16 protein-coding genes, 1 tRNA gene and 2 rRNA genes (1 of these 19 only partly in view) are annotated in these 24,478 nt (G+C 62.9%); 16 read left to right on the forward strand and 3 right to left on the reverse strand.

What is annotated here, in order from left to right; all coding sequences use genetic code 11:
- The 7 genes from CFE28_07625 to CFE28_07655 all read left to right on the forward strand — a co-directional run.
- Positions 1-1,739, forward strand: a 23S ribosomal RNA gene (locus CFE28_07625); it begins 1,054 nt to the left of the window's first position.
- A 70-nt stretch (positions 1,740-1,809) separates the two neighbouring features.
- A 5S ribosomal RNA gene (rrf, locus tag CFE28_07630) occupies positions 1,810-1,924 on the forward strand.
- Positions 1,925-1,990: 66 nt separating this feature from the next.
- Positions 1,991-2,067 (forward strand) — tRNA-Met (locus CFE28_07635).
- Between the two features lie 109 nt (positions 2,068-2,176).
- A complete protein-coding gene (locus CFE28_07640) occupies positions 2,177-4,156 on the forward strand; it encodes a TonB-dependent receptor (GenBank protein OYU71608.1) in 1,980 nt (659 codons plus the stop codon).
- Positions 4,153-4,974, forward strand: coding sequence for a 23S rRNA (adenine(2030)-N(6))-methyltransferase RlmJ (locus tag CFE28_07645; GenBank protein OYU69881.1), 822 nt, complete (start codon positions 4,153-4,155; stop codon positions 4,972-4,974). Before CFE28_07640 ends, CFE28_07645 begins: the two co-directional genes overlap by 4 nt.
- A gap of 68 nt (positions 4,975-5,042) precedes the next feature.
- A complete protein-coding gene (locus tag CFE28_07650) occupies positions 5,043-5,603 on the forward strand; it encodes a lipid carrier--UDP-N-acetylgalactosaminyltransferase (protein OYU71609.1) in 561 nt (186 codons plus the stop codon).
- 86 nt (positions 5,604-5,689) lie between these two features.
- A complete protein-coding gene (locus tag CFE28_07655; protein ID OYU69882.1) occupies positions 5,690-6,178 on the forward strand; it encodes a cytochrome C in 489 nt (162 codons plus the stop codon).
- Positions 6,179-6,236: 58 nt separating this feature from the next.
- Here CFE28_07655 and CFE28_07660 read toward each other — a convergent pair whose 3' ends face one another.
- Entirely contained in the window at positions 6,237-6,563 is a 327-nt protein-coding gene (locus CFE28_07660) for a hypothetical protein (protein ID OYU69883.1), read from the reverse strand.
- Between the two features lie 170 nt (positions 6,564-6,733).
- Here CFE28_07660 and CFE28_07665 point away from each other — a divergent pair, with 170 nt between their 5' ends.
- The 5 genes from CFE28_07665 (at position 6,734) to CFE28_07685 (ending at position 16,734) form a co-directional block, all read left to right on the forward strand.
- Positions 6,734-7,474 carry a hypothetical protein gene (locus CFE28_07665; GenBank protein ID OYU69884.1) on the forward strand — a complete coding sequence of 247 codons (741 nt, stop codon included), beginning with the start codon at positions 6,734-6,736 and terminating at the stop codon, positions 7,472-7,474.
- A gap of 20 nt (positions 7,475-7,494) precedes the next feature.
- Positions 7,495-8,634, forward strand: coding sequence for an alpha-hydroxy-acid oxidizing enzyme (lldD, locus tag CFE28_07670; protein ID OYU69885.1), 1,140 nt, complete (start codon positions 7,495-7,497; stop codon positions 8,632-8,634).
- A gap of 213 nt (positions 8,635-8,847) precedes the next feature.
- On the forward strand, positions 8,848-13,488 hold the full coding sequence (locus CFE28_07675; GenBank protein OYU69886.1) for a glutamate synthase large subunit: 4,641 nt from the start codon (positions 8,848-8,850) through the stop codon (positions 13,486-13,488).
- 11 nt (positions 13,489-13,499) lie between these two features.
- The gene (gene gltD / locus CFE28_07680; GenBank protein ID OYU69887.1) at positions 13,500-14,951 is read left to right on the forward strand and encodes a glutamate synthase; all 1,452 of its coding nucleotides are present in this window, start codon (positions 13,500-13,502) and stop codon (positions 14,949-14,951) included.
- A gap of 142 nt (positions 14,952-15,093) precedes the next feature.
- Positions 15,094-16,734 carry an amidohydrolase gene (locus CFE28_07685; GenBank protein ID OYU69888.1) on the forward strand — a complete coding sequence of 547 codons (1,641 nt, stop codon included), beginning with the start codon at positions 15,094-15,096 and terminating at the stop codon, positions 16,732-16,734.
- Positions 16,735-16,737: 3 nt separating this feature from the next.
- On the opposite strand, the gene CFE28_07690 is transcribed toward CFE28_07685, so the two are convergent.
- Entirely contained in the window at positions 16,738-18,906 is a 2,169-nt protein-coding gene (locus CFE28_07690) for an acylase (GenBank protein OYU69889.1), read from the reverse strand.
- A gap of 110 nt (positions 18,907-19,016) precedes the next feature.
- On the opposite strand from CFE28_07690, the gene CFE28_07695 reads away from it, so the two are divergent.
- The 4 genes from CFE28_07695 (at position 19,017) to CFE28_07710 (ending at position 23,226) form a co-directional block, all read left to right on the forward strand.
- Positions 19,017-20,291 (forward strand): MFS transporter, encoded by a 1,275-nt coding sequence (locus CFE28_07695; protein OYU69890.1) that lies wholly within the window; start codon positions 19,017-19,019, stop codon positions 20,289-20,291.
- A gap of 90 nt (positions 20,292-20,381) precedes the next feature.
- Positions 20,382-20,990 carry a glutathione S-transferase gene (locus CFE28_07700; protein ID OYU71610.1) on the forward strand — a complete coding sequence of 203 codons (609 nt, stop codon included), beginning with the start codon at positions 20,382-20,384 and terminating at the stop codon, positions 20,988-20,990.
- A 3-nt stretch (positions 20,991-20,993) separates the two neighbouring features.
- Complete coding sequence (locus CFE28_07705; protein OYU69891.1) at positions 20,994-21,875, forward strand: hypothetical protein; 882 nt, start codon at positions 20,994-20,996, stop codon at positions 21,873-21,875.
- A complete protein-coding gene (locus CFE28_07710; GenBank protein ID OYU69892.1) occupies positions 21,781-23,226 on the forward strand; it encodes a coniferyl aldehyde dehydrogenase in 1,446 nt (481 codons plus the stop codon). Before CFE28_07705 ends, CFE28_07710 begins: the two co-directional genes overlap by 95 nt.
- Here CFE28_07710 and CFE28_07715 read toward each other — a convergent pair whose 3' ends face one another.
- Positions 23,227-24,441, reverse strand: a complete 1,215-nt coding sequence (locus tag CFE28_07715; protein OYU69893.1) for a hypothetical protein — start codon at positions 24,439-24,441, stop codon at positions 23,227-23,229. It lies immediately after the preceding gene.
- Positions 24,442-24,478: the final 37 nt, after the last annotated feature.

The raw sequence follows: 24,478 nt of genomic DNA on the forward strand, positions 1-24,478 counted from the left end.
GCTAAGTGGGAAACGATGTGGGATTGCTTTGACAACCAGGATGTTGGCTTAGAAGCAGCCATCATTTAAAGAAAGCGTAACAGCTCACTGGTCAAGCGATCCTGCGCGGAAAATGTAACGGGGCTAAAGCCATTCACCGAAGGTATGGGTGTGCGCAAGCACGCGGTAGCGGAGCGTTCCGTAAGCCTGTGAAGGTCAGCTGCGAGGCTGGCTGGAGGTATCGGAAGTGAGAATGCTGACATGAGTAGCGACAAAGAGTGTGAGAGACACTCTCGCCGAAAGTCCAAGGGTTCCTGCGTAAAGCTAATCTGCGCAGGGTTAGCCGGCCCCTAAGGCGAGGCCGAAAGGCGTAGTCGATGGGAATCAGGTGAATATTCCTGAGCCAGTTGGAAGTGACGAATGCCGTAAATTGTGAGGGCTTATTGGATTGTTCCTTGCAGTGAAGGGGTTCCTGGAAATAACTCCAACGGAGACCGTACCCGAAACCGACACAGGTGGACAGGTAGAGTATACCAAGGCGCTTGAGAGAACCATGCTGAAGGAACTCGGCAAATTGCACGCGTAACTTCGGGATAAGCGTGACTCTTACTTGGGCAACCAGGTAAGAGTGGCACAGGCCAGGGGGTAGCGACTGTTTATCAAAAACACAGGGCTCTGCGAAGCCGCAAGGCGACGTATAGGGTCTGACGCCTGCCCGGTGCCGGAAGGTTAAAAGGAGGGGTGCAAGCTCCGAATTGAAGCCCCGGTAAACGGCGGCCGTAACTATAACGGTCCTAAGGTAGCGAAATTCCTTGTCGGGTAAGTTCCGACCTGCACGAATGGCGTAACGACTTCCCCACTGTCTCCAGCATGGGCTCAGCGAAATTGAATTCCCCGTGAAGATGCGGGGTTCCCGCGGTCAGACGGAAAGACCCTATGAACCTTTACTACAGCTTCGCCTTGGCGTTAGCTGCAACATGTGTAGGATAGGTGGGAGGCTATGAATCCGGGGCGCCAGCTTCGGTGGAGCCAACCTTGAAATACCACCCTTGTTGCTGTTGACGTCTAACCGCGGCCCCTTATCGGGGTTCGGGACATGGCGTGGCGGGTAGTTTGACTGGGGCGGTCGCCTCCCAAAGTGTAACGGAGGCGCGCGATGGTGGGCTCAGAGCGGTCGGAAATCGCTCGTCGAGTGCAATGGCATAAGCCCGCCTGACTGCGAGACTGACAAGTCGAGCAGAGACGAAAGTCGGCCATAGTGATCCGGTGGTTCTGTATGGAAGGGCCATCGCTCAACGAATAAAAGGTACTCTAGGGATAACAGGCTGATTTTGCCCAAGCGTCCACAGCGACGGCAAAGTTTGGCACCTCGATGTCGGCTCATCACATCCTGGGGCTGGAGCAGGTCCCAAGGGTTCGGCTGTTCGCCGATTAAAGTGGTACGTGAGCTGGGTTCAGAACGTCGTGAGACAGTTTGGTCCCTATCTGCCGTGGGTGTACGAAGCTTGAGAGGATCTGTCCCTAGTACGAGAGGACCGGGATGGACACACCTCTGGTGGACCTGTCGTGGCGCCAGCCGCGCAGCAGGGTAGCTAAGTGTGGACTAGATAACCGCTGAAAGCATCTAAGCGGGAAACTAACCTCAAAACAAGGCTTCGCCGAGAGCCGTGGTAGACCACCACGTTGATAGGCCAGGTGTGGAAGCGCGGTGACGCGTGTAGCTTACTGGTACTAATCGCTCGATCGGCTTGATCGTTCTTAGTTGAACTCATGAGAGCGCTTTGAAGCTCTTTCTCTATGATGATGTCTTCTCAACATCCGTTTTGTTGACCTGGTGGTTATGCCGAGAGGTCCCCACCCGATCCCATTCCGAACTCGGTCGTTAAGCTTCTCTGGGCCAATGGTACTTCGTCTTAAGGCGCGGGAGAGTAGGTCGCTGCCAGGTCTACAAAACGGATGTGTGTCAAAACCCTTCAATTACGATTTTCTCCTGCTCAGGTCGCAGACTTGCCGCGGGGTGGAGCAGCCCGGTAGCTCGTCAGGCTCATAACCTGAAGGTCACAGGTTCAAATCCTGTCCCCGCACCCAAGTCTTCCATTAAGGCCCTCCGTTTTCGGGGGGCTTTTTTCGTGTTGTGTCGACTTTTCCTGGCAGGACCGCCAAGAAGTACATCCTGTTCGGAGACGGTCCCATGGACATGCCCCTACCCCAGACGGAAGTCGCAGCCGTGGTCGTGGAAGCACCGCGCCTGCCACCATTGGCTGGGGAAGCGGTCTTCTCCGCGAGGCAGATTGATCTGGCCGACCTTGCCAGGGCGCCTCGGCTGGATGCCGCCCTGAAGACGGTTCCTGGCGTTTCGCTCTTTCGAAGGACGGGCAGCGACGGGGCAAATCCGACAATCCAGGGAATTTCACTGCGAAGTATTGCACCATCAGGTGCGGGGCGCGCGCTGGTCACGCTGAACGGGACCCCTGTCAATGACCCGTTCGGCGGCTGGGTTATCTGGTCGTCTCTCCCGGTCGAGGGGCTCTCCGGTGTAAAGATCGTGCGCGGCGCCGGGGCTGGCGCATATGGCGCAGGCGCCCTGACAGGGGTGATTGCGCTGGAGGAACGCCGGCTGGGGCAGGGTCAGTCGTCCATATCAGCCGGGATGGGCTCCTTCGGCTGGAAGCGCCTGGCAGGCGTTGGAGGTGGCGACGGGTTGACTCTTGTTGCTGCCGTAGAGAGCAGCGACGGTTACCGGCCAGTGCGGGGCCCGTCTGCCGGCAGGGTTGATACGCCAACCAAATTCAACAGCGCAAGTATCAGCGGCCAGATTGACGCGAACCTCGGAAGCGCCAGGGCGGCTATTCGTCTTGGCGGATATGAGGAGAGACGAGGGGCTGGGCTGCTTGGAGCAAATTCGGAAGCGAAGGGCGCTGACCTCGCATTCACCCTGGCGGAAATTGATGAGAGATCCGGATGGCGACTGCAGGCTTGGGTCAAAAAGAGCGATCTTTCAAATGGTTCCGTAGCTGTGGCTGTTGGCCGAGCCCTGGCGACCCCGGCGGCGGATCAGTATTCGACGCCCGCTCTCGGATATGGTTTCAATGCTGCCTTGCAGGGGCGGGGGGAGGTCTGGTCCTGGGAAGCCGGAGTCGACGCACGGCTTGCGACAGGCCGGGCTTTCGAGCGGTTCCGGTTCCAGAACGGCGTATTCACACGCGGCCGCGAAAGTGGTGGCGAAACGGCGATTGGCGGAATCTACCTCGATCTGTCGCGTAGCTCAGGTCCATTACTTCTCGCGGGTGGGGTTCGTCTGGATGAGTGGCGCCAGGAAGGTGCAGTGCGGATCGAGCGCGATCTTGCGACAGGCGTTCTGACACTGGACAATCCAGCGCGAGATAACTCCGGGACGACCCCAACCGGTCGCCTTGGTGTCAGATGGAGCTTCCGCGAAGACGCCTGGCTCAGAGCCGCGACCTATGTCGGCTTTCGCCCTCCGACACTCAATGAGCTTCATCGTCCCTTCCGGGTTGGAAACGATGTCACAGAGGCCAATCCAGCCCTGACCCCGGAGACGCTCTATGGCGGTGAGTTCGGGATCGGGGGAAGTGGTTTTGGAGATTGGTCTCTCACCATCTTCCAAAACCGGATCAAGGATCCCGTTACGAATGTGACCGTCGGTGTAGGCCCCAGGACATTTCCTATCGCTGGATTCATTCCTGCTGGCGGCGCCTTGCGCATGCGTCAGAATGCCGGTGAGATTGAAGCTTCCGGCGTCGAGGCTGAACTGCGTCGCTCCTATGGGGCAGTGCGTCTGGACCTGGCTGGCGCCTATACCCGGGCGCGGGTTGACGGCGGCGGAACGATCCCTCAACTGACCGGCAAGCGACCGGCTCAGGCTCCGCGACTGACGATCACTGGAGGCCTTAACTGGGAAGCCTCACCAAGGCTCACTCTGAGCACGAACGCCCGCTACGAGAGCGACCGTTTTGAAGATGATCTGAACACCCGGATCCTTCCAGCCTCGGTCGGTGTGGATGTGCGGGCGGAATGGCGGTTGGGGGAACGTGCTTCGGTATACGCGGCCGTCGAGAATGTGGCTGATACAGATATAGTTGTAGGGCAGACGGGTGATGGCGTTAGCAGCTTTGCAGCGCCGCGGAGCTTCCGGCTTGGCTTGTCCCTGCGATGAACTACCGGCACGCTTTCCATGCGGGAAACTTTGCAGATCTGATCAAGCACGCGGCTCTGGTGCTGGTGATGGAACGGCTTCTCGCCAGAGATGAGCCGTTGCGGGTCGTCGATACCCATTCGGGCCGGGGCATATACGATGTTGGCAATGCGGATGCCTCCAGATCAGGGGAAGCCAAGGCTGGAATAGGTCGACTCGCCAACGCCACAGGCCTTCCGGCTGGCCTGGAAATCCTGCGATCCGACATGGAGGCCCTGAATCCAGTCGGGGTTGTCAGCATCTATCCAGGTTCCCCACAACTCATCGCCAGCAGGCTTCGAGCCGGCGACTCCTATCTGGCGTGCGAATTGAGAACGGAGGAGCACTCGGCGCTGGCAGAATCCATGCGCGGGCGAGCTGGTGTCAAAACTGCCTGTGCAGATGGTTTCGATCGCGCATCAAGCTTGGGACAGGCAGAGGGTCAGACCCTTGTTCTCATTGACCCACCGTTCGAGCGGGCTGACGACTATGCCAGAATTACCGAGGTTCTCAGGTCTGCCGGACGTCGTGCGCCAGCTTTGCGGTTTCTGATCTGGCTACCGCTCAAGGACCTTGAGACCCTCGACAGCTTTCTTCGCTCGATCGAGGATGCGGAGCTTGGCCCCATTCTTGTGGCAGAGGCCCGCATGCGGCCACTCATGGATCCGATGAAGATGAACGGCTGTGCCCTGGTTCTGGTGCGGCCAATTGACGGGATTGAGGATTCGATCAGGGAAGTCGTCGAATGGGTGGTCGGAAACCTCGGTGAAAGCGGCGAAGCCCGGCTCTGGCGACTGTGACGAGGTATCTGATTGCTCAAATTTCGGTATAGTTCCGGTCCTGGATTCTGGATGTGGCGGCAAGCTTGATCAAGCGTGGTCTGGACATAGTTGGAGCAACGGTGGGGCTCGTTGTGCTTTCGCCGATCCTCCTGCTTATCGCCGTTGCTGTTCGGCTTGAGTCCCCAGGCCCGGCCCTGCATTGGTCGTCCCGGGTGGGGCGGAACAACGTATTGTTCTCCATGCCGAAATTCAGAAGCATGCGGGTGGACGCGCCCGATGTCGCGACACACCTGTTGCCTGATCCTGACCGATGGATAACCCCGCTTGGTCGGTTCCTGCGTCGCCACAGTCTGGATGAATTCCCACAACTCTGGAGTATTCTGAAGGGCGATATGAGCCTGGTTGGACCTCGTCCGGCCCTGCATAGTCAGGCCGATCTGATGGCCCTGAGAAACGAGGCTGGTGTCCAGGTGCTGCGCCCTGGCCTCACCGGCTGGGCGCAGGTCAACGGGCGGGACGAGTTGCCAATTCCGGAAAAAGCCAGGCTGGACGCCCAGTACCTCGAAACCAAGTCAGTGTTCCTGGACATCTGGATCATTGCGAGGACGGCTTTCACAGCCTTCTCCGGCCGCGGAATCCGGCACTGATCCGCGGTATTCCAAGGTGATTGACCTTGCTGGCGTGGGCCCGCAAGCTATCGGTAGCTTCCCATCCCCCAGACAAGAGTCGCAGCATGTTTTCCAGGAACTCAAGAATAGCCGTGGCCCTGCTGGCGGGCTGCTCGCTTTCAGCCACAGCAGCCTTGGCTGCAGTCGATGCGGCCAAGGCCTATGAAGCGCGACATGACCAGTTTCATACAGTCGCTGGCGCGTTCAAAGCGATCATGGATGGTCTGAAGGCCGAAAAGCCCGACACAGCTGCCATCGCAGCGAAGGCAAAGACCATTGAGGGTCTTGCCCATCAGATTCCATCCTGGTTCCCGGCCGGAACAGGTGCTGAAAGCGGCGTCAAGACGAGGGCGAAGCCGGAAATCTGGTCGGATGCAGCTGGATTTGCCGCCGCAGCCAAGAATCTTGAAACCCAGAGCGCGGCCCTTGCGGCCATCGCCGCGACAGGGGACCTTGCTGCGATCTCAACCCAGGCCAAGGCCATGGGGGGCGCTTGCGGGGCCTGTCACACCAAGTATCGCGGGCCTGAGGTCGCGGACGCTCAGGGCCACTGACAGTTGAATGAGCCCGGTCCGAGGATGCAGTTCACTGCAGCCTCGGCCAAATTCACGCCTAGCCTGCGGCTCCACGAAGGCAGGTGAGCCAGGCGTCTTCACGGGCCTTCTCGGCTTCCCGGAGCTTGGCTTCGGCGTCCCGGACGTCAGCATCGTGCTTACGCCATTCCAGCACTGCGCCTTCACGGGCTGCACGTGCGCCCTCCAGCGTTTCAAAGCGGGCAAGAATGGCGCGAACGCTGTAGTTTACTGGAGGACCGACGGTCTCGCGATCCGGATAGACTCCTGTAATTGAGTCCGCCGACTCCTTCTCGATCAGGAATACATCGGCCCAGCCGGCGTGGTGGCGCATCAGGGCCCACGGGCGTGCAGTCTGGTCGGTCATAGGGCGCTCCTCGAATCCGCTTGGCGGAAAACTGAGCCAATCTAGCGCGACTGTCGTCCGCGTCCAATCACACCATCCCCACAAATTGCTTTCACGCGGCGGGCAGTTGTGGAAAATCCGCGCCATTCGTTTCGCTGATATTTTCCGACCAAGTAGATTTGGAGCCGATTATGGCCGACCTCGTCGTTACCCAACAGTTTTGCGGTCCTCCCAATTCGGGAAATGGCGGCTATTGCTGCGGGATTCTTGCGAAGGATATCGACGGACCAGCCACAGCCATGCTGAAGGCGCGCATTCCGCTTGATGTCGGCCTTCGCCTCGAAGTCGGCGACCAGATCACCGAGCTCTTCGATAACGAAGGCAATCTCATCGGGGCCGGTCGCATGGCTGCCAAGGCGGACCTTCCACAGGTTCCAGAACCCCCGAGCCTTGATCAGGCGATAGCTGCCGAAGCGCGCCACGTAGGGCACACGGGACGTTATCATCCGATCTGCTTCACCTGCGGCCCGGAGCGCGTGGAAGGGGAGGGGCTGCGGATTTTCCCCGGACAGGTTGGAGGCGCGGAGCCCGGATATCTTGCCTGCCCCTGGACGCCGCATGCCAATTTCGTCGATTCTGATGGGCTCATTCCGGTGGATGTCATCTGGGGCGCCCTGGACTGCCCCGGCTTTTTCTCCTGGGTGGTCAAGGAGGGTCGTCACGGCGCCCTTCTGGGGACCATGACCGGTGAAGTCCTGCGCCGCCCTGCCGCCGGGGAGACCTGCATCATTACCTCCTGGCCCATCGCCAGGGAGGGGCGCAAGGAAACGGCAGGTGTTGCCCTACACTCGCCTCAGGGAGAATTGCTGGCCAGGGCGCATCAGGTGTGGATTGTGATGTCGCCGCCGCCGCAGGCCAGCCAGCCTGGATAGGCGAGAGGGAAGAAACGGTCATGAAACCAGCGTCGATCAAGGACTATCGCGAGCTTGCCCGACGTCGGCTGCCTCCCATGTTCTTTGAATACATAGATGGCGGCGCCTATGCCGAAGTTACACTGAGAAAGAATGTTGAGGATTTCGAGACCATTGCCCTGAGGCAGCGGGTGATGCGGGACATGACCCAGGTGGATCTTTCCATCGAGTCTCTCGGCCAGAAATGGGCCATGCCGGTGGGGCTCGCTCCGGTGGGAATGGCGGGCATGTATGCCAGGCGGGGGGAGGTTCAGGCCAACCGCGCCGCTGCTTCCGCAGGAATTCCCTTCTGCCTCTCTACAGTTGGCGTGTGCTCGGTCGAAGAGGTCGCCGGATCTGTTACGGCGCCATGGTTCCAGCTCTATATGTTGAAGGACCGGGGCTATATGCGGGCCCTGCTGGAGCGGGCGAAGGCCTCCGGCTGTCCTGTACTGGTCTTTACGGTGGACCTGCCCGTGCCGGGCGCCCGCTATCGGGATATAAAGTCAGGCTTTACCGGCGCCACTGGAATATCCGGCGCCGCCAATACGGCATGGCAAGGCATGACCCACCCCGAATGGTCATGGGATGTCATGCTGCATGGTCGGCCCCATTCCCTGGGCAACGTACAGGACGCCATTCCCGGAGGCCGCAAGGTCACGGACTTCCTTGGCTGGATCGCCAGAAACTTTGACCGGTCGGTGACCTGGAAGGATCTGGAGTTCGTCCGTGAAGTCTGGGGCGGCCCTATCGTCATCAAGGGCGTGCTTGATCCGGACGACGCGAAGGAAGCGGTGCGGGCTGGCGCCCAGGGCCTTGTCGTCTCCAATCACGGAGGACGTCAGCTTGATGCCGTGAAGTCCTCTGTAGCGGCCCTGCCCAGGATCGTTGATGCCGTTGGCGCCGACCTGGAAGTCTATGTGGACGGAGGCGTCAGATCTGGCCTCGATGTCCTCAAGGCGATGGCCCTTGGCGCCAGGGCCTGCTTCATTGGGCGGCCATGGGCCTATGCCCTCGGGGCAGGCGGAGAAGCGATGGTTTCGCGCATGTTGGGGGTCATGCGCTCCGAGCTGACAACCGCGATGATACTGACCGGCTGCAACGACATTCGCCAGGCTGGCAAGGCCCTCCTGGACGACTGATCGCCTGCAGCGATCCTTCTCACGCCGCACCCGGCGCGGAACGGCCTGGTCCGGGCGCCCCATTTTTCGCTCTGTTAGGAAAACTTTTCAAATCCATAGGTTCCGGGCCATCGACAAGGGTCGATCTTGCCGCTAATGCCCCCCGGAACACGCCTTCACGGCCCTAGCGGCCGCGTTGGAGCGTGCCTGGATTTTGGTAGATTGGGGAACGCTATGAGCGCTCCGGAAAAGCAAGGTTTGTACGATCCGCGCAACGAGCATGATGCGTGCGGCGTGGGGTTTGTGGCCAATATCAAAGGCCGAAAATCCCACGAGGTCATTACCTGCGGCCTTGAGATTCTGGTCAATCTCGATCACCGGGGCGCCGTGGGCGCTGACCCCCTCGTTGGCGATGGCGCCGGGATTCTGATTCAGATTCCGGATGGGCTTCTGCGCGACTGGGCCAAGGACGCGAAAGTCGACCTTCCGCCAGCCGGCCAGTATGCCGTGGCCATGTGTTTCCTGCCTCAGGACAAGGAAACCCGGGAAGTCGCAATCTCCCAGTTCGAACACTTTCTGAAGGTTGAGGGCCAGCACCTCATCGCCTGGCGTGAGGTCCCGACGGACACGACGGGGCTGGGTGAGGCTGTCCTGGCCCAGATGCCAGTGATCGCCCAGGCCATTGTCGGCATGGGAACCAACGTCAAGGATCAGGACGCCTTCGAGCGCAAGCTGCTGACCATCCGCAAGCAGCTGCAGAACCCGCTGGCCGAGCTGGCCATCAAGAAGAACCTGCCCAACCTGACCCAGCTCTACTTGCCGTCCTTCTCGACCCGGACGGTGGTCTACAAGGGCCTGCTGCTGGCCCATCAGGTGGGCAGCTTCTACAGGGATCTGACAGATCCGCGCACGGAGTCGGCCCTGGCCCTGGTGCACCAGCGGTTCTCCACCAACACCTTCCCGTCCTGGAAGCTGGCCCACCCCTACCGGTTCATCGCCCACAACGGCGAAATCAACACGGTGCGGGGCAACGTCAACTGGATGAACGCACGCCGCCGCACCCTGGAAAGCGACCTTCTGGGTCCTGACCTCACCAAGATGTGGCCGCTGATCCCGCATGGTCAGTCCGACACCGCCTGTCTGGACAATGCACTGGAGCTCCTGCTGGCCGGGGGCATTCCCCTTGCTCAGGCCGTGATGATGCTGATCCCGGAAGCCTGGGCCGGCAACCCGCTCATGGACGCCAAGCGGAAGGCTTTCTACGAGTATCACGCTGCCCTGATGGAGCCATGGGACGGCCCTGCCGCCGTGGCCTTCACCGATGGACGCCAGATCGGCGCCACCCTGGACCGGAACGGCCTGCGCCCGGCGCGCTTCCTGATCACTGACGAAGACCATGTGATCATGGCTTCGGAAATGGGCGTCCTGCAGATTCCGGAAGAGCGGATCCTGCGCAAGTGGCGGCTGCAGCCCGGCAAGATGCTGCTGATCGACATGGAAGAAGGCCGGATCATCGAGGACGAGGAAATCAAGTCCAAGCTGGCCGACGCCGAGCCCTATGCCGAGTGGCTGGCGAACACCCAGTTCAAGCTTGAAGACCTTGGTGAAGTAGCTCCCTCAGAGGCGCCGCCGCGCAACGACCCTTCGAGCCTGCTCGATAGGCAGCAGGCCTTTGGCTACACCCAGGAAGACCTGTCCTTCTTCCTGGAGCCCATGGCCCGCACGGGTGATGATCCGATCGGCTCCATGGGCGCCGACATTCCGATCGCCGTCCTGTCGCGGCGCTCCAAGCTGCTCTACGACTATTTCAAGCAGAACTTCGCCCAGGTGACCAACCCGCCCATCGACCCGATCCGCGAGGAACTGGTCATGAGTCTGGTTTCCATGATCGGCCCGAGGCCGAACCTGCTTGGCCGTCAGGCCGGGGCGCACAAGCGGCTGGAGGTGGCCCAGCCCATCCTGACCAACGAGGACCTGGCCAAGATCCGCTCCATCCACGAACTGGTGGATGGCGCCTTCCGGACGGCGACCCTGGACGCTACCTGGCCAGCGGAAGCTGGCCCCGGCGGCCTTGAAGCGGCCCTCGACGGCCTCTGCCGGCAGGCGACCGATCAGGTGCTTGCCGATATGAACATCCTGATCATTTCGGACCGTGAAGCCGGACCGGACCGGATCCCGATCCCGGCGGCCCTGGCGACGGCGGCGGTCCACCATCACCTTATCCGGCAAGGCCTGCGCATGCAGACCGGCCTGGTGATCGAGACCGGCGAAGCCCGTGAAGTACACCACTTCTGCGTCCTCGCCGGCTATGGCGCCGAAGCGGTCAATCCGTATCTCGCATTCGAGACCCTCGAGGACATCCGGGTCCGCAATGGTCTGCCGCAGACCGCCTATGAGGCGCGCAAGAACTTCATCAAGGCGGTGGGCAAGGGTGTCCTCAAGGTCATGTCCAAGATGGGCATCTCGACCTACCAGTCCTATTGCGGCGCCCAGATCTTTGACGCCGTTGGCCTGTCGTCAAAATTCATTGAGAGCTATTTCACAGGCACCGCCACCACCATTGAAGGCGCCGGCCTGCTCGAGATCGCCGAGGAAGCCGCCCGTCGCCACCGCGACGCTTTTGGCGACGCGCCGATCTATCAGTCCATGCTGGACGTCGGCGGCACCTATGCCTTCCGTCTGCGCGGGGAAGAACACGCCTGGACGCCAGAGACCGTCAGCCGTCTGCAACATGCAGTGCGTGGCAATCTTCCGGATGAATACAAGGCCTTCGCTGCAGGAATTAACGAGCAGTCCGAGCGCCTTCTCACCATCCGCGGTCTGATGCGGTTCAAGGTGGCTTCGACGCCCTTGTCCCTGGATGAGGTCGAGCCAGCTTCCGAGATCGTCAAGCGGTTTGCGACGGGCGCCATGAGCTTCGGCTCCATCAGTCGCGAAGCCCACACCAACCTGGCCATCGCCATGAACCGGATCGGCGGCAAGTCGAACACCGGGGAGGGCGGCGAAGAGTCTGACCGCTTTGTGCGCATGCCCAATGGGGACTCCATGCGCTCAGCCATCAAGCAGGTGGCTTCGGGGCGGTTTGGCGTTACGGCCGAATATCTGGTCAACGCCGACGACATCCAGATCAAGATGGCCCAGGGCGCCAAGCCCGGAGAGGGCGGGCAACTGCCCGGCCACAAGGTGGACGCCAATATTGCCCGGGTTCGTCACTCGACGGCCGGCGTGGGCCTCATCAGCCCGCCCCCCCACCACGACATCTATTCCATCGAGGATCTGGCCCAACTGATCCACGACCTGAAGAACGTCAATCCGGGCGCCCGGATTTCCGTGAAACTGGTCTCGGAAGTTGGCGTTGGAACCGTGGCCGCCGGGGTCGCCAAGGCCCGGGCCGACCACGTGACCATTTCCGGCTATGAAGGTGGAACCGGGGCCTCGCCCCTGACCTCCCTGACCCATGCCGGTTCACCCTGGGAAATCGGTCTTGCCGAAACCCAGCAGACCCTGCTGCTCAACGGCCTGCGCTCGCGGATCGCGGTTCAGGCGGACGGCGGTCTGCGGACCGGTCGTGATGTGGCCGTCGCCGCCCTGCTTGGGGCTGATGAGTTCGGCTTCGCTACGGCGCCGCTGATCGCGTCCGGGTGCATCATGATGCGCAAGTGCCATCTGAACACCTGTCCGGTGGGCGTCGCCACCCAGGACCCTGTCCTGCGCGCCAGGTTCACCGGTCAGCCCGAGCACGTGATCAACTACTTCTTCTTCGTGGCGGAAGAGCTGCGCGAGATCATGGCCAATCTGGGCTTCCGCACGGTTTCGGAAATGGTCGGCCAGGTTGATCGCCTCGACATGCAGCCGGCCATTGATCACTGGAAAGCGGACGGCGTTGATCTGAGCAAGATCCTCCACGTGGTCCCGCCCCAGCCCGGCAGCGTGCTGTGGAACCGTGATCGTCAGGATCACGGCGTCGACAAGGCCCTGGACAACCGGCTCATCGCCGACGCCCAAAACGCCATCGACACCAAGGCGCCGCACAGGGCGATCTATCCGATCCGCAACGTCAACCGCACCGTTGGCGCCATGCTCTCCGGAGCTGTGGCCCGGGCGCACGGCCATGCCGGTCTGCCGGACGACACCATCGCCCTGACCTTCACCGGTCAGGCGGGGCAGTCCTTCGGCGCCTTCACCGCCCGGGGCGTGACCCTGGAACTGATCGGCGATGGCAATGACTATGTAGGCAAGGGGCTGTCCGGCGGACGGGTCATTGTCCGTCAGCCCAAGGAAGCCAGGCGCGATCCGACCCAGAACATCATTGTCGGGAACACGGTTCTGTACGGCGCCATTGCTGGTGAGGCCTATATCGAGGGCGTTGCTGGCGAGCGCTTTGCTGTTCGCAATTCCGGCGCCTCAGCGGTGGTGGAAGGCCTGGGCGACCACGGCTGCGAATACATGACCGGCGGCGTGGTGGTGGTGCTGGGCGATACCGGCCGCAATTTCGCGGCGGGCATGTCCGGCGGCGTCGCCTATGTCTATGACCCCACCGACCGCTTCTCGGCCCTGTGCAACACCTCGATGGTGGATCTGGAGCGCATCGCTCCGGCGGGTTCCTCCGGAGATGGCGAAGGCGCGCCAAGCCAGAAGTCGATCTCGGTCGATAATGCCGGCATGGGCGACATGCTGGCCTTTGACGCCGAGCGCCTGAAGATCCTTGTGGAGCGGCATCTGCTGCATACGGGGTCCCAGCGGGCCAAGGACATTCTGGATAACTGGGCTGTCGCCAGCGGCCGCTTCTGGAAGGTCATGCCCCAGGATTATCGCCGCGCCCTCATTGACCAGGCTGCAGCCCGCAAGGCCGCCGCCTCGGTCGCCGCCGAATAAGGAGACCTCCCATGGGCAAGCCCACAGGCTTCCTGGAAACCAACCGTCAGGACCGCACCTATGTGTCGCCGCAGGAGCGGCTGCGCACCTGGAACGAGTTCGTCAATCCGCTGCCGGCTTCGGATCTGGTGGCGCAGGCTTCGCGCTGCATGGATTGCGGGATTCCGTTCTGCCATCAGGGCTGTCCGGTGAACAACCAGATCCCCGACTTCAACAACCTCGTCTACCGGGAGCAATGGCAGGCGGCGGTCGAGAACCTGCAGTCCACCAACAACTTCCCGGAGTTCACCGGCCGGGTCTGTCCTGCGCCCTGTGAAGCCTCCTGCACCCTGAACATCCAGGACACCCCGGTCACCATCAAGACCATCGAGTGCCAGATCGTCGACAAGGGATGGGAAGAAGGCTGGATCAAGCCGCAGATGGCACCCCGCGGCACCGGCAAGCGGATTGCCGTTGTCGGATCAGGGCCTGCCGGTCTGGCCTGCGCCCAGCAACTGGCGCGCGCCGGTCATGCCCCTACGGTCTTTGAAAAGAACGACCGGATCGGCGGCCTGCTGCGGTACGGGATCCCGGACTTCAAGATGGAGAAGCACCTGATTGACCGTCGGGTGGCCCAGCTGGAGTCCGAAGGCGTCATCTTCCGCACCAATTTCGAAGTGGGCGTGACTGTCTCGGTCCAGCGCCTGCTGGACGACTATGACGTGCTGGTCATGGCCGGCGGGTCTGAAAACCCCCGCGACCTCGAAATCGAAGGCCGCGAGCTGAACGGCATCCATTTCGCCATGGATTTCCTGACCCAGCAGAACAAGCGAAACGCTGGCGATGACGAACTGCGCGCCGCTCCGAACGGCGGCATTTCCGCCACGGGCAAACATGTGGTGGTGATCGGCGGTGGCGACACGGGGTCTGACTGCATCGGCACCTCGAACCGTCATGGCGCCGCGTCCGTGACCCAGCTGGAAATCATGCCCGAGCCCCCGGCCCGGGAAAACAAGTCCATGACCTGGCCGGACTGGCCCATGAAGCTGCGGACCTCGTCCAGCCACGAAGAAGGCTGTGAACGTGACTTTGCGGTCGCCACCCGTCGGGCCATTGGCTCCAACGGCAAGGTCGAGGCTCTGGAGTGCGTGCGCACCGAGTGGGTCAAGGGGCCGGATGGCCGGATGTCCATGCAGGAAATCGAGGGCAGCGCCTTCACCCTTAAGGCCGATCTGGTCCTGCTGGCCATGGGCTTTGTCAGTCCGCGGCACAACGCCTTTACCGAGCAGGCCGGGGTCGAGTTTGATCCCCGTGGTGCGGTCAAGGCGCCAGTGACCCACTATCGGACCACGGCCCCCAACATCTTTGCCTGCGGTGACATGCGCCGGGGTCAGTCCCTGGTGGTCTGGGCCATTCGGGAAGGCCGTCAGTGCGCCCAGGCGGTCGACGCCTTCCTGATGGGGTCCAGCAAGCTGCCCCGGTAGTTTGGACGGCGAGGGGGCGGCCCGCAGGTCGCCCCACTGATCAAATCCAGGGCTGAGGTCAGAATGTCCTCCTTCAGGGGTCTGTTTGGTCTTGCCCTGAGCGGCGAATACGACACCTTACACCGGTAGATCCGGAGTGAGCATGCGACCCAATATTGCCCTGGCGACCCTGGCCCTGACGGCCGTCGCCCTCAGCGCCCAGGCGCGCGACACCTTGATTCATGGCGGTCCCATTTATGTGGAGGCTGACAAGCCGCCGGTTGAGGCCCTGGTGATCCGTGACGGCAAGGTCGCGTTTGTAGGCGGCGTCGCCAAGGCCAAGGCCTTTGCAGCAAAGCCGGAAGACATCGACCTGAAGGGCGCGGCCGCCTATCCGGGTCTGGTGGACGCCCACGCCCACCTGATGGGCATTGGCTTCCGGGAACTTACCCTCAATCTGGAAGGCTCGGCCTCCATCACGGATTTGCAGGGGAGGGTGAAGGCCTGGAGCCTGGCTCACCCGGGGAGTGATCCCCTTTCAGGCCGCGGGTGGATCGAAACCCATTGGCCAGAGCATCGCTTTCCTTCCCGCCAGGATCTGGACGCGGTGGTCAGCGACCGCCCGGTGGTGCTGACAAGGTCAGACGGACACGCCATTGTGGCCAACAGCGCCATGTTGAAGCTCGCAGGCATAACCCGCGATACGGCTGCGCCTGATGGTGGGCAGATCCTGAAGGACGCCAGTGGCGAGCCTACGGGCATGCTGATCGACAATGCCATGGCCCTGGTGACCAACAAGATTGCACAGCCATCCCTGGCCCAGCAGAGAGAGGCGGCTAGGCTCGCCACGGCCCTCTACGCCTCCCGGGGCTGGACCGGCATGCACAATGTCAGCGTTGCGGCGGAAGATGTCGCCATACTGAGGGAAATGGCCAAGGCTGGAACCCTGCCCATCCGGGTTAACAACTTCCTGGATATCCAGGCGGCTGATGACGTCCTCAGCAAGGGCCCGACCCGCGAAGGTCTGCTCCAGGTCAATGGCATCAAGCTCTATATGGATGGCGCCCTCGGATCGCGGGGCGCGGCCCTGCTGGCACCTTACAGCGACGCCCCCGGCGTTGGGCTGGTGCTGACACCGCCGGACGTGATTGCGGCCGCCCTGGAGCGGGCAAGGAAGAGCCACGCCCAGGTGGCTATCCACGCTATCGGGGATCGCGGCAACCGCATGGTGCTCGATCTCTTTGAGAAGGCCTTTGCCGGTGATCCGGCTGCCCTCGCCGCCAGCCGGTGGCGCGTAGAGCACGCCCAGATCATTGCCCCTGAAGACCTGCCGCGCTTCGCCAGGCTGGGGGTCATCGCCTCCATGCAGCCCTCCCACGCCATTGGCGATCTCTTCTTCGCCCCCTCACGTCTCGGGCCAGACCGGATCAAGGAAGGCTATCCCTGGCGAGGCCTCTGGACCAGCGGGGCCCACATGGCGGCAGGTTCTGATGCTCCGGTGGAAAAGGGTGATCCCCTGATCGAGTTCTACGCGGCGACCTATCGCCATGACCTCAAGGGCTTTGCCGGCCCGGACTGGGGTCTCGATGAAACCCTGACCCGCCCTCAGGCCCTCGCCATGCTCACAAAGGGCTCAGCCTACGCCGTCTTCCAGGAGGACGAACTCGGCGACCTGAAGGTCGGCAAGGCAGCCGACATTTCGGTCTTCTCGGTCGACCTCATGACGGCGCCCTTTGCGGAAATCCCGAAGGCCCACGCCGTCATGACCATTGTGGCGGGCAAGGTGGTCTACCGGGCGAAGTAGGCCCTACTTCCCCGGCTTGTAGACCTTCACCGTGTGGGTCTTCAGCTGGTCGGGGTAGAAATAGACTTCCCGCAGGGCGCCCTGGCTGTAGCGCAGGGCCTGATCGTTGAAGTGCGGTGACCTGGGGTCTCCACTTTCACCGCCTGCGGTGACCGCATAGGCGCGGACCCTGTCCCCGAACTCCACAACGGCGACAAAGCTGTTTCCGTTGGTGCCGTAATAGCGCTTGGTCCCCGGATAACGCTTGGCGCCGAAGGAGGCGAGGGAGCCCCACTGGGCCGAGGCAAAGGGAACCGGTGTGCTGGCTCCGGCGTCATTGAAGGGCTGGACGATGTCGCCGGTCAGGCGCTGGAAGCGGTTGATCTCACCCCAGGGCGTCTTCCAGGATCCGAAGTCCTGGGTCAGGCGGTCAGAGGCTTCCTCAAGCGCCTTGAGCTTTACCGCCGGTGAAGTCCGGCCGGCCATGTAGTCCAGCACCGACACTTCGTCGTCCTTGGCCAGGGGCACCGCCTTGGCCCAGAGGGCTTCACCCCAGAAGACGGCGAGGGAGGTTTCCGTTGAGCTTGCCGACCACCGCCGGTCCCAGGTCCGAAGCGCCGCGACCTGCGGGGCCAGTTTGATCTTCAGGGGATCCGTGCCGGGCGTGGCGTCATAGGCGGCGACCAGGCTTGGAACAAGCTGGGCGAAGGCCGGCATGTAGGAGTCATAGGCCGCTGCCATCAGGGACTGCAGGGTAAAGTCCGTCTTTCCCTCGAGGACCAGGGCGGCGTGGGCGCCACGGGGATTTGGCCCCGCACTGTCCATGTATTTCGGGAAATCCGCCGGCTTCGGGCTGGCGGGGCCGGCCGCTGTCCAGGGCCAGTCATTGGTATTGTAGAGCCAGCCGGTCGCCGGATTGAGCAATTGCGGAGCTTCCGCCGACGTATGCAGGCCCTTCCAGTCCGTCGCGGGGTTCGAACCATCCACGGGCCTGGTGTAGTCGAACTGGTCACTCCGCTTGGGATTGAACTGGGGGTGCATATAGGCGATCTCGCCCGAGGAGTCGGCGAAGATGGTGTTGTTTGACGAGTTGGCCTGCAACTCCGCCACCTTGGTGAAGCTCTTGTAGTCGGTCGCCTTGGTGCGGAGGAATGACTGGCTGAGCGCCTCCACCGGCTTGTGCATCAGGGCCATGGCGATCCAGTTGTCGCCAATGGATTTGACGATGGGGCCATGGTGGGTCCGGTAGGTGGTGAAGGTCTTTTCCGCCATGGCGCCCGAGGCGGTCCTGTAGGGCACGGTAATGGATCGGGTGATGACCGGCCGCTCTTCCGCGCCATACTTGTAGAACAGCTTGCCATCCCGCCGGATGATGGTTTCGGCAAACTCGTCGACGGAGTCTTGACCGCTGGTGGTGTGCATCCAGCCGGCCTTGGCGTTGAAGCCCTGGTAGATGAAGAACTGACCCCAGGTCGCGGCGCCATAGGCATTGAGGCCCTGATCGCTCGAAACCTGCTGCTCGGACCGGAAGAAGAAGCTGGTGTGCGGATTGATCAGCAGAAGGGCGTGGCGGCCGACAGTGTTCGACGGGGCGATCGCCATGCCATTGGAGCCCTTGGGCTCGACAAAGGCGCCCGGGACCGGATCCAGCGCCGCAAGTTTCGGGGACGACACACCGTAGAAGTCCGCGAGCTTGCTGACCGACACTTTCTCAATGTCGCCGCCAATACTGCCCTCGCTGAAGCTCAGGGCCATCCAGGGTTCGAAGTGCTTGATGACCTTCGGCTTCACTTCGGGATGGTCAGCCAGATAGGCGTTGAGGCCATCAGCCCACGCCGACATCAGGGTCTTCAGCCAGGCGGGGCTCCTGGCATAGCGGGCCTTGAGGTCCACCGGGTCGATGAACAGCTTCTGGCGCAGGTCGGAATAGATGGCGCCCTCACCCTCGGCTTCGGCCAGCCGTCCCAGGGAATTGAGATAGTTGGTTTCCACCCGATTGAAGTCGTCCTCGGCCTGGGCGTAGATCATGCCATAGACGGCGTCCGCGTCGGTCTTGCCCTTGATGTGGGCGATGCCCCAGTCATCGCGGGTGATTACCACATCCCGGGCCTCTGCAGCGCCCGCCAGGACAAGAAAGCCAGCAGCGACCGCCAGGGCCCGAACCGAAGACATGGACATGAACAACTCCCTCATTTGCGGGCCAAGCTAGAGAGAGCTCCCGCCCGCTGCAAGGCAGGCCTTGGAGCTGACGCGGGTTCAAAGTATTCCCGAAGACCAAGCGCTCAACCAGGACCCAGCCCCCGATGGTCGATGACGTAAAAGCAGGCGCCCGTCGCCCCTTTGGACAGAACTACGCCTTCGTCGTCGCCGGCGCGGTCTTCCTGGCCATGCTGGCGTCTGCGGGCCTCAGGTCGGCGCCAGGGGTTCTGATGCAACCCCTCGAGCGGGCATTCGGGTGGGACCGTCCGACAGTCTCCCTTGCGGCCGGGATCGGCATCCTGCTCTACGGCCTGACCGGCCCCTTCGCAGCGGCCTTGATGCAGACCTTCGGTGTGCGCCGGATGGTGACCCTGGCCCTGGGACTGATGGCTCTGGCCACAGGCCTGTCGGTCTTCATGACCGAGGCCTGGCAGTATATCGCCACCTGGGGCGTCATGGCCGGGTTCGGAACGGGCGTCGTCGCCATGGTGCTGGGCGCCACGGTGGTGAACCGCTGGTTCGTCGCCCGGCGGGGTCTGATGCTAGGCCTGCTGACGGCCTCAACTGCGACCGGAACCCTGATCTTCCTGCCCGCCATGGCGGCGGTCGCAGAGCACGGCGGCTGGAAACCTGTGGCCATAGGCGTTTCAATGCTCACGGGAATTCTGGCGCCATTGATGTGGCTGATCCTGCCGGAGAAGCCGGCGGATATCGGCCTTCGGCCCTACGGCGCCCCGGACGATTACGCCCCGCCGCCGCCGCCCGCCAACAGCGCGATTGGCAACGCCTTCGCCGCCCTTGCACGGGCTGCGAAGACCCGGACCTTCTGGCTGCTGACGACGGGATTCTTCGTCTGTGGCCTGACTACCAATGGCCTGGTCGGGACCCACATGATCGCCCTCTGCAGCGACCACGGCATGACCGGGACAGCCGCGGCTGGTCTGCTGGCGGTCATGGGCGTCTTCGATCTTGTGGGCACCACCGCCTCGGGCTGGCTCACCGACCGCTATGATCCCCGCAAGCTGCTGTTTGTCTATTATGCCCTCAGGGGCCTTTCCCTGATTGTCCTGCCCTTCACCGATTTCAGCATAGTGTCCTTAAGCGTCTTCGCGGTTTTCTATGGTCTCGACTGGATCGCGACCGTGCCGCCAACTGTGCGGCTGGCGACGGAGACCTTCGGCGATCGTGATGGGCCCATCGTCTTTGGCTGGATCGCCGCCGGGCATCAGGCCGGCGCCGCCACCGCGGCCGTGACGGCGGGGGTCATGAGGGCCATGCAGGGCCAGTATGTCGAAGCCTTTGTGCTGGCCGGCCTTACAGCCTTCATCGCCGCAGCCGCTTCGATCATGATCCGCCGCGAGGTTCTGGCCACGACCTAGGTTGAGGCCAGGGTGATTGTCACGCAGTATGGGTGTTCAGGCCGGTGATCACCGGCCACCGCTTCTGGGCAGGAGACCAAGGCCGTCATGATGACCCTCTACTATGCCGGTCCATCGCCCTTCGCGCGGAAGGTCCTGGTCGCGGCCCATGAACTGGGGCTCCAGTCCAGGCTCAATCCGGTGGTGGCATCGGTCAGTCCGGTCGGACAGAACGCTGCCGTGGCCGCCGCCAATCCCCTGGCGAAGATTCCCACCCTGGTCCTCGAGAACGGTCAGGCCATTTTCGACAGCCGGGTCATCATTGAATATCTCGACAGCCTGACGGACCGAAGCCTGACGCCCCCCTCCGGTGAGGCCCGGTGGAAGGCGCTGACCGAGCAGGCCCAGGCGGACGGCATGGCTGACGCCGCCCTTCTGGCCCGGTATGAGGCCGCTCTGCGCCCGGAACCCCTGCGCTGGGCAGAATGGGAGGCCGGTCAGCTGGACAAGGTTCATCGGGGGCTCGACGCCTTCGAAGCGGGAACCCGGTCGGCCGGCGATGACCTGACCATCGCCGACATCGCTCTGGGATGCGCCCTGGGCTATCTCGACTTCCGGTTTTCCGAAATCGACTGGCGAAGGACCCACCCCAAACTGGCCGTCTTCTATGGGCAGCTGTCGAGCCGTCCTTCCTGGATCGCAACTGACCCGAAGGGCTGAGCCATGACTGTGCGGACCTGTTTTGTCGGGTTTCAGACCGCCTCCGGCCTGACCCTGGCGGGGAAGCTCTCGATCCCGGCCGAGGCTGCCAACGCTCCCGCCGTTCTGATCTGCCATGGCTCGGACGGTGTCGACGGGCGCGGCGACTATTACAGCGGCCAGCTGAACACGGCGGGCATTGTCACCCTTGAAGTCGACATGTGGTCGGCCCGGGGAACCGCCCGTGGTGCGGCCGCGCGGCCGCGCACGCCCATCGAAACCCTGGACGACGCCTTTTCCGCCAAGGCCTTCCTGGCGGCGCAGCCCGAGGTCAATCCGGACTGTATCGGCATTATGGGATTTTCGTGGGGCGGCGTGGTCACCCTGCTGAGCGCAACCTCAGAAGCGGTGAGCCGGCATAGCGCCACGCCCTTCCGGGCCCACGTGGCCAACTATCCGGTGGTCTGGGCCTATGAAGTAGTCCCGGGGCTCTCGCTTCAGGGCCTGACCGGGGCGCCCATCCTGATCCAGTGCGGTGACGCGGACGCCTATGATGACCCCGACGGACTGGACCAGTTGATGGCCCGTCTGCCGGAGGCCTCCCGCAGGCTCATTCAGACCGTGATCTATCCCGGCGCCGGTCACGGCTTTGACCGGGACCTGCCGCCCCAGACCATCAATGACCCCTTCGCCCACAAGGGGCAGGGCGGTCCTGTACTGATGCAATTTGATCCTGTGGCGGCCAAATCCGCCCAACTGGCTGCGGTGGCGTTCTTCAGCCTGACCCTGCGGCCCCCATCTGGAGAGCAAAATGGACGCGAAACTGGACCACGACGCCGCCTCAATGACCGCCCTGCTGGCCAAGCAAAAGGCCGCCCACCTTCGGGACGGCGCCCCAAGCGCTGAGAAGCGGATCGAGCGGCTGGACCGCTGCATCAGCCTGCTGATCGACCATCGCAGGGATATTGAGGACGCGCTGAACCAGGACTTCGGAGCCCGCTCCCGCGAGGCGACGGCCTTTACCGATATCGCCGCATCGGTTGGCCCCCTGAAGCATGCGAAGGAAAACCTCCGCGCCTGGATGAAGACCGAAAAGCGCAAGACGACTCCGGCGATCCTCGGGCTGTTGGGCGCCAAGGCCGAGGTCCGCTATCAGCCAAAGGGCGTGGTCGGCGTCATCAGCCCGTGGAACTTCCCGGTCAACCTGACCTTCGCCCCCCTGGCCGGCATTCTGGCGGCGGGCAATCGCGCCATGATCAAGCCGTCGGAATTCACCCCCGCCACATCGGCCCTCATGGCCCAGATGTTCGGCGGCGTCTTCTCGGAAGAAGAGATCGCGGTGGTGACCGGCGGGCCGGAAGTGGGGCAGGCCTTTGCGGGTCTGGCCTTCGACCACCTGATCTTCACCGGCGCCACCTCCATCGCCCGCCATGTCATGCGCGCCGCAGCCGAGAACCTGGTGCCCCTGACCCTGGAACTGGGCGGCAAGAGCCCGGTGATTGTCGGACGCTCTGCCGACATGACCGTGGCGGCGGCCCGGGTCATGGCGGGCAAGACCCTCAATGCGGGCCAGATCTGCCTGGCGCCGGACTATCTGTTCGCTCCGAAGGATCAGGTGGAAAGCTTTGTCACAGCCGCCCAGGGCGCGGTGTCGAAGATGTTCCCGACCATCAAGGACAATCCCGACTACACCGCCATTGTCGCCCAGCGTCACTATGACCGGATCACCAGCTATGTGGACGATGCCCGGGCCAAGGGCGCCCGGATCATTGAGCTGAAGCCTGAGGGTGAAGACCTGACCCAGCAGGAACATCGCCGGATCGCGCCGACCCTGATCCTGGATCCCACCGACGACATGAAGGTCATGCAGGAAGAAATCTTCGGGCCCCTGCTGCCGGTGAAGACCTATGACACCGTCGAGCAGGCCGTGGACTACATCAACGCCCATGACCGGCCCCTGGGGCTCTACTATTTCGGCGCTGACGCCGCCGAGCAGGAAAGGGTGGTTTCAGGAACCACGGCCGGCGGGGTGACGGTCAATGACGTCATCTTCCATGTGGCCCAGGAGGACCTGCCCTTTGGCGGGGTCGGACCGTCGGGCATGGGCAGCTATCACGGCCTGGACGGCTTCCGCGAGTTCAGCCACCGCAAGGCGATCTTCTCGCAGATCAAGAAGGATATCGGTCCCCTGCAGATGATGCGCCCGCCCTATGGCGCCGGTATCCGCAAGTACCTGGATGGCCAGCTGAAGCGGTAACTAGGTGGCCCTGGCCATGCTGTGGAAGTCCATGATGGCGCCATAGACGCCAAGGCCGACCCCCATGGCCAGTTGCTCCAGCTCGAAGGAATTGTGGGCCAGGAAGACCATCACCGATCCGTCGGTAGGGTCGGCCTGCCACCAGCCGCCATAGGCGCCCGGCCAGCCGACCGTGCCGACCCCGCCCTGACAGCGGAGGGGCGAGGCCTTGGCCGGGTCCATGACCACCGCCAGACCAAGGCCAAAGCCGTGGGCTTCAAACACCGGCATGCCCAGCAGGAGGGCTTCAGCCCTCTGGGCCGGTGTCAGCCGGTTGGCGGTCATCAGCTTCAGTGTGTCTTCGGAAACGATCCGCACCCCATCGACGGCGCCGCCGCCGACAAAGACCCGGCCGAAAGCCAGCAGGTCGTCCACCGTCGACCAGAGGCCCTGGCCGCCGGATTGGTAGGCCATTCCATCCGGTCGCTCGGCCAGAAAGGCGCCGGGCACTGACGCCCGCTGCATCAGGGCGCCCTGGTCATCAAAGCCGTACATCGCCGCGCGACGGGTGTGCTTGTCACCCGGGACGCTGAACCCGGTGTCCTTCATGCCCAGGGGCTCAAATATCCGCTGCTGCAGGACCTCGCCCAGGGTGGCCCCTGCAATGCGGGCGATGAGCATGCCCAGCAGATCGGTGGCGTGGCCATAGGTGAACCCCGCCCCGGGCTGGGCGATCAGGGGCAGGCTGGCCAGACCGGCAATCCAGTCATCTGGCGAGACCGGGCTGTCAATGTGACCGCCCGTGGCGCGCTCGTAGGCCGCCTTCAGGTCGCCCTCGAAGGTCTCGCCATAGTTCAGGCCAGCCCGGTGGGTCAGCAGGTCGTCAAAGGTGATCTGCCGCTCTGCCGGAACCGTGTCGTCCATCTGGCTGGCCGGGGTCCGCTGGACGCGCATGTCGGCAAATTCCGGCGCCCATTTGCTGATGGGATCGCTGAGGGCGAACCGTCCCTCTTCCAGCAGGGTCATGGCCGCCAGGGAGGTGATGGGCTTGGAGATGGAGGCGATGCGGAAGATCGTGTCCCGCTGAACCGGCGCGCCAGCCTCCTTGTCCCGCCAGCCAAAGGCGCCAGCTTGCGCAACCGCGCCGTCGCGCCAGACCAGGGTCGCTGCACCGGCAAATTCGCCGCGGTCGGCATAGGGCTTCAGCGCCTCGGTGATGGCGTCCTGCTGGCTCATGGGCTTTCCTCAAGATCGGGCGGTCATAAAATAGTCT

The sequence above is a fragment of the Alphaproteobacteria bacterium PA2 genome (assembly GCA_002256425.1).
Lineage (GTDB): Bacteria > Pseudomonadota > Alphaproteobacteria > Caulobacterales > Caulobacteraceae > Phenylobacterium.

Bases quoted from the DNA above. Each gene is read 5' to 3' on its own strand.
- CFE28_07640 (OYU71608.1), top strand. From the start codon at position 2,177: ATGCCCCTACCCCAGACGGAAGTCGCAGCCGTGGTCGTGGAAGCACCG.
- CFE28_07645 (OYU69881.1), top strand. From the start codon at position 4,153: ATGAACTACCGGCACGCTTTCCATGCGGGAAACTTTGCAGATCTGATC.
- CFE28_07655 (OYU69882.1), top strand. From the start codon at position 5,690: ATGTTTTCCAGGAACTCAAGAATAGCCGTGGCCCTGCTGGCGGGCTGC.
- CFE28_07660 (OYU69883.1), bottom strand. From the start codon at position 6,563: ATGACCGACCAGACTGCACGCCCGTGGGCCCTGATGCGCCACCACGCC.
- CFE28_07665 (OYU69884.1), top strand. From the start codon at position 6,734: ATGGCCGACCTCGTCGTTACCCAACAGTTTTGCGGTCCTCCCAATTCG.
- lldD (OYU69885.1), top strand. From the start codon at position 7,495: ATGAAACCAGCGTCGATCAAGGACTATCGCGAGCTTGCCCGACGTCGG.
- CFE28_07675 (OYU69886.1), top strand. From the start codon at position 8,848: ATGAGCGCTCCGGAAAAGCAAGGTTTGTACGATCCGCGCAACGAGCAT.
- gltD (OYU69887.1), top strand. From the start codon at position 13,500: ATGGGCAAGCCCACAGGCTTCCTGGAAACCAACCGTCAGGACCGCACC.
- CFE28_07685 (OYU69888.1), top strand. From the start codon at position 15,094: ATGCGACCCAATATTGCCCTGGCGACCCTGGCCCTGACGGCCGTCGCC.
- CFE28_07690 (OYU69889.1), bottom strand. From the start codon at position 18,906: ATGAGGGAGTTGTTCATGTCCATGTCTTCGGTTCGGGCCCTGGCGGTC.
- CFE28_07695 (OYU69890.1), top strand. From the start codon at position 19,017: ATGGTCGATGACGTAAAAGCAGGCGCCCGTCGCCCCTTTGGACAGAAC.
- CFE28_07700 (OYU71610.1), top strand. From the start codon at position 20,382: ATGACCCTCTACTATGCCGGTCCATCGCCCTTCGCGCGGAAGGTCCTG.
- CFE28_07705 (OYU69891.1), top strand. From the start codon at position 20,994: ATGACTGTGCGGACCTGTTTTGTCGGGTTTCAGACCGCCTCCGGCCTG.
- CFE28_07710 (OYU69892.1), top strand. From the start codon at position 21,781: ATGGACGCGAAACTGGACCACGACGCCGCCTCAATGACCGCCCTGCTG.
- CFE28_07715 (OYU69893.1), bottom strand. From the start codon at position 24,441: ATGAGCCAGCAGGACGCCATCACCGAGGCGCTGAAGCCCTATGCCGAC.